The sequence below is a fragment of the Fischerella muscicola PCC 7414 genome, from assembly GCF_000317205.1.
GTDB lineage: Bacteria > Cyanobacteriota > Cyanobacteriia > Cyanobacteriales > Nostocaceae > Fischerella > Fischerella muscicola.
The window spans coordinates 1-4,691 of the sequence record NZ_AJLK01000181.1; the positions used below are offsets into that span (position 1 = coordinate 1).

General features: G+C 40.0%; 5 protein-coding genes. 2 read left to right on the top strand and 3 right to left on the bottom strand.

Annotated features, from left to right (window positions below; translation table 11 throughout):
* Positions 1-136: 136 nt before the first annotated feature.
* Together UYI_RS0128505 and UYI_RS0128510 are read right to left on the bottom strand one after the other, a co-directional pair.
* The gene (locus UYI_RS0128505) at positions 137-370 is read right to left on the bottom strand and encodes a helix-turn-helix domain-containing protein (protein ID WP_016870099.1); all 234 of its coding nucleotides are present in this window, start codon (positions 368-370) and stop codon (positions 137-139) included.
* A 475-nt stretch (positions 371-845) separates the two neighbouring features.
* Positions 846-1,046: a hypothetical protein gene (locus UYI_RS0128510; RefSeq protein ID WP_016870100.1), complete on the bottom strand. Its 201-nt coding sequence runs from the start codon at positions 1,044-1,046 to the stop codon at positions 846-848.
* A 521-nt stretch (positions 1,047-1,567) separates the two neighbouring features.
* Between UYI_RS0128510 and UYI_RS0128515 the strand changes: the two genes are divergently transcribed.
* Entirely contained in the window at positions 1,568-2,692 is a 1,125-nt protein-coding gene (locus UYI_RS0128515; protein WP_016870101.1) for a site-2 protease family protein, read from the top strand.
* A gap of 300 nt (positions 2,693-2,992) precedes the next feature.
* Here the strand turns inward: UYI_RS0128515 and UYI_RS0128520 are convergent, their stop codons facing one another.
* Positions 2,993-3,475 (bottom strand): thiol-disulfide oxidoreductase DCC family protein, encoded by a 483-nt coding sequence (locus UYI_RS0128520; RefSeq protein ID WP_016870102.1) that lies wholly within the window; start codon positions 3,473-3,475, stop codon positions 2,993-2,995.
* Between the two features lie 241 nt (positions 3,476-3,716).
* On the opposite strand from UYI_RS0128520, the gene UYI_RS0128525 reads away from it, so the two are divergent.
* Positions 3,717-4,691, top strand: a 975-nt coding sequence (locus UYI_RS0128525; RefSeq protein WP_016870103.1) for an NAD(P)/FAD-dependent oxidoreductase, incomplete at its 3' end; no start/stop codon positions are given.

Genomic DNA, 4,691 nt, shown 5'->3' on the forward strand with positions numbered 1-4,691 from the left:
TGGGGAACCCCTTGTGCCCTCTGCCTTCTGCCTTGTGCCCTCTGCCTCCTGCCTTGTGCCCTCTGCCTCCTGCCTTGTCATAACGATAATTTTCAACACCGACCTACTTAGTTTAAAAATTTGCTGATTACAAGGATCAATCATCAAATTTTACTTCTAAATCAACATTAAGCACTCGCTCAATCTTTCTCAGGGTATCTTCAGGTAAAGTATCCCGTATCCGTTCCGCCTCAATGTCGTGCCAGTAAGCTCGGCTAATTTGAGCTTCTCCTGCCAAAACCTCGACTGAACGTCCATCAGCTTTTCTAGCCTGTCTAATTTTTGCTCCTAATCCTTCAACTTTAATGTCTACATAGCGTCTGACTTTCACTGTGTCCACCTAGTAAATCATCGTTTTCAAGTTATTATAAATTAGCGTACGTCGATAGACTAATGTCGTATGATGTTCTACTAAAGAAGACATAGAGAAAAGCGCTCCCAGTCTGAATAACTGACAGAAGTTATACCAACTTAAGCATCATCTAAAAAAAATTGTTAATCAACTTAAAATTATCAAACTAGACACTCATGTGATACATCCTACAACGAGAGCATGAAAATAACGGAAGCCAATACTAATTGCACATATAAAACCACACCGTATTAGCAGTGTGGTGAGATAGAGTATAGAGTTTTAAAATTAGGAGATTCACACTAAATAACAGCGATCGCTCGATGTTATTAACAGCTACAGAGCCAGTACCCTGTATTCCCGAATATAAAGGAAATTATTTGAATACTTTAATAGCAGCGTAGACACCACTACGCTGCTTGATATTAATAATACGTTCAATTCAAATCTTGTTTTATCTGAGTAACCTAGTTACTCTAATATCATATTCAGTGCCTTTTGGATGGTCAGTTTTAGCCTGCTTGAATGCCATACCATCCGCTTTTTCTCTTGACTCTGCATCTATTTCGTAACGTGCGGTTCCGCGTTGAAAGCTATTACTTAGCTGATCACTATATTCTCTAATATCAACCAACACCTCGTATGTGTGAACCATTGTCGGCCTCCTCGTGCAACATGCAAACGATTGGGAATAAAACCAGTATAGGAATATAGAGAGGTGGTAGTCTTTAACAAATACAAATCTTATGAAAATGAAGTTTTAATACCTAATAAATTTTAAATTTTATTTACCAAAGAGTTCCTATTCCAGTTTATGAAAATAATTGATACTATTTCCGTAAAATATAAATACAAAAATTCTATTTATTTAATAATTATCAAAGTAATTACTATAAATTATTTATAGTTTTATTTTAAATACTTGATATCCATAGCATCCTAAATGAACTGTGAAAATTGAGAGACTCAGATCCCCGACAACTCCTGCGAAGTCGGGGATCTTGTTGTTCATCCTTGTCCCCCACTTGCTTCCCAACTCTCTCTAAAAGTCGCAAAACCGCACCTAGAGGGACGGACACCACTACAGCTACTAAGATTAAAATCGCTTAATATTTCGTTACGATAGAGCCATCAAGAGGAAAAAACCTCTAATGACTGAAATCAAAGGTAAACAGCATGAATAACACAATTCGCGTTGGCAACCTGTTTGGGATTCCCTTTTATATCCATCCGTCCTGGTTTTTAGTCTTGGGTTTAGTAACTTGGACTTATAGCGGTGGACTAGTGGCACAATTTCCCCAGTTAGGAGCGGGGTTAGCTTTGCTACTAGGATTAATGACAGCGCTACTGTTATTCAGCTCTGTAGTTGCTCATGAACTAGGACACAGCTTTGTTGCCATTCGTCAAGGAATTGATGTCAAATCAATCACATTATTTATATTTGGTGGATTGGCAAGCTTAGAAAAAGAATCGAAAACTCCGGCTGAAGCTTTTTGGGTAGCGATCGCTGGGCCTTTAGTTAGCTTAGTGCTTTTTGGTATCTTTGCAGCTATTGGTTTTGGGACTGGGGTATCTGGCCCATTAGCAGCGATTCTTGGTTTACTTGCTTCTGTAAACTTGGCATTAGCGCTGTTTAACCTCATTCCCGGCTTGCCTTTAGATGGCGGCAATATCCTAAAAGCGATTGTATGGAAAATAACGGGTAATCCTTACAAAGGTGTGGTTTTTGCCAGCCGAGTTGGACAAATCTTTGGTTGGATAGCGATCGCCTCTGGTTTACTACCGCTAATATTATTTGGTAGCTTTGCTAGTTTCTGGAACTTATTAATCGGTTTCTTCTTACTGCAAAATGCTGGTAACGCAGCCCAATTTGCTAAAGTGCAAGAACAACTGACAGGATTAACAGCAGCAGATGCAGTAACTCTTGATAGCCCAATTGTATCTGCTCATCTTACCGTCAGAGAATTTGCCGATGAACGTTTATTTAAATGGCAAAACTGGCGTCGCTTCTTGGTTACAGATGACAACGGACAACTATTAGGAACAATCAATATTGATGATCTGCGATCAATTCCTGTAGGACTGTGGACAGCAACTCAAATCAAAGAGATCATGCGACCAATCGAGGCGTCTAGCACTGTAAAATCCGATCAACCCCTACTAGAAGTAATCCAGCGACTCGAACAACAAAGATTGTCTTCACTAGCTGTGATTCGTGACAATGGCGTACTAGTCGGAATCTTAGAAAAAGCTGCAATCATTAACTTGCTACAGAACAGAATGCAAACCAACCCTGCATAATCTCTGGTATGTCCTTCAACACAAAAACCCAGTCATCGTGACTGGGTTTTTTGCTGAGAAAGAGTGGGGCTATATTGCCCATAGGTTATTTATAAGAAGTTAGTTATAGATCCTTAAGCGCTGTATATAACTACCAAACCCGTTCTTTTAATTTCGGAAAATTAAAAACATAGTTTGAAATAAATCCAAACGAATAATCCATCTATGTCCATCTTTGTCCATCTGTGTTCATCTGTGGTCGATTTCTAAAACATGATATTATTAAATGCGATAAACCCTTATATTAGGTTTAATTTCCAATTAGTCCTGAGTAACTTGACAACGTTCCTGAGTCTTACATTCAATCCGTTGATTGCGTTCAGCCACAATCGTTGCTAAATCAGGTCTTCCAGTCAAACTCAGCCGCCAGTCAGCCCAGATAGCATACAATTTGTCAACTACGGAACCAATAATCGGCCATCTTGTCGCAGCATAAACCCAACCCATCCCCAAAATTTCGTAGACTCGTCGAAAAACCTCCACATTTTTGATGACAGTACCATCAGGAAGCACAGCATGTATTCGTCCCATTGCTGTTTCAAAGTCAATACCACCATTTGCTTCGGGGGTATAGTCATCGTCTGCAATATCTACAAACGCTACTAAACCTCGACCCGCGTCCCGTCTTTGCAAAAAGTTCACTTCCCGCAAACATAACGGACACTGACCGTCGTACAGTAGCTTAATTTGCCATGACGGCGTAGTTTCAAAGGATTTGTGAGGCTGAGTATTCAGTTCTGACATAAAGTATTTAAAAAAAGAATAAATAAAGACACTTAAATATTTTAATAAAAATTTACATTTTTCTAATTCATGTCTTGGCTGTCATCAAACGATGACTATTCTCAAAAAGAAGCTATGGGAAAATTTGGGACAATCTTAAGTAGACTCCATGAACCGACTACACCAAGGTGAATAAAAATGTGATTCTTACACCCCTACACCCTTACTCCCCTACACCCCTTTTTTCAGTCAGGTTTGATTCATGACTCAAAAAGCCTCAACATCTTCTTGTTTAGTAATTGGCGGTGGTATCTCTGGTTTGATAGCAGCTACAGTACTACGCGATCGCAACATGCAAGTTACTGTAGTTGATAAAGGTCGGGCGATTGGTGGCAGAATGGCAACTCGTCGCATCAGAAATCCTCAGTACGGCGAAGGTGTTTTTGATTACGGCGCTCAATATTTCATTGCCCAAGATCCCAAGTTTCAAGCTTTAGTAAATAGCTGGATTCAAAAAGGAATCGTTAAGGAATGGTCACTGAATCAGCAAATCTTGAGTAGAAAAGTTTACTATCGAGGAGTCAACAGTAACCGCAGCATCGCCCAGCATTTAGCTGAAAATTTGGATGTTCATACAAATACAAAAGTAATCAGTTTTGCATGGCAAGACGATCATTGGCAGGTACTAACAGAAAATAACGAAACCTTTCCAGCAGATGTATTAATATTGACGCCGCCACTACCCCAAACTCTGGAACTACTGGATCGTTCGCAAATACAATTACCACCAGAAACAAGACATCGACTAGAAGAAATTGTCTACCATCCTTGTATAGCATTACTGGCATTGTTGGCACAACCGAGTCAGATTCCAAGTCCTGGTGGTATGCAGTTAGATGGAACTCTTTTAAGTTGGATCGCTTGCAATCAAAAAAAGGGAATTTCACCTCAAGGTAACGCGGTGACACTGCACGCCACTTCCGAATTTAGCAAAACCCACTGGGAGATGGATAATGCAGTCATTGCCAATCAACTTTTAGAAGCTGCATCACCGTGGCTTGGCTCATCGGTGATTGATTATCAAGTGCATCGTTGGCGCTACAGCCAACCACAGACAGTATACGGTGAACCTTATCTAGTGTTGACTAAACCGGGGCCAATAGTTATATGTGGAGATGCTTTTATTCAACCAGATGTTGAAGGTGCTGTTTTGTCTGGGTTAGCTGCTACTGAGTAT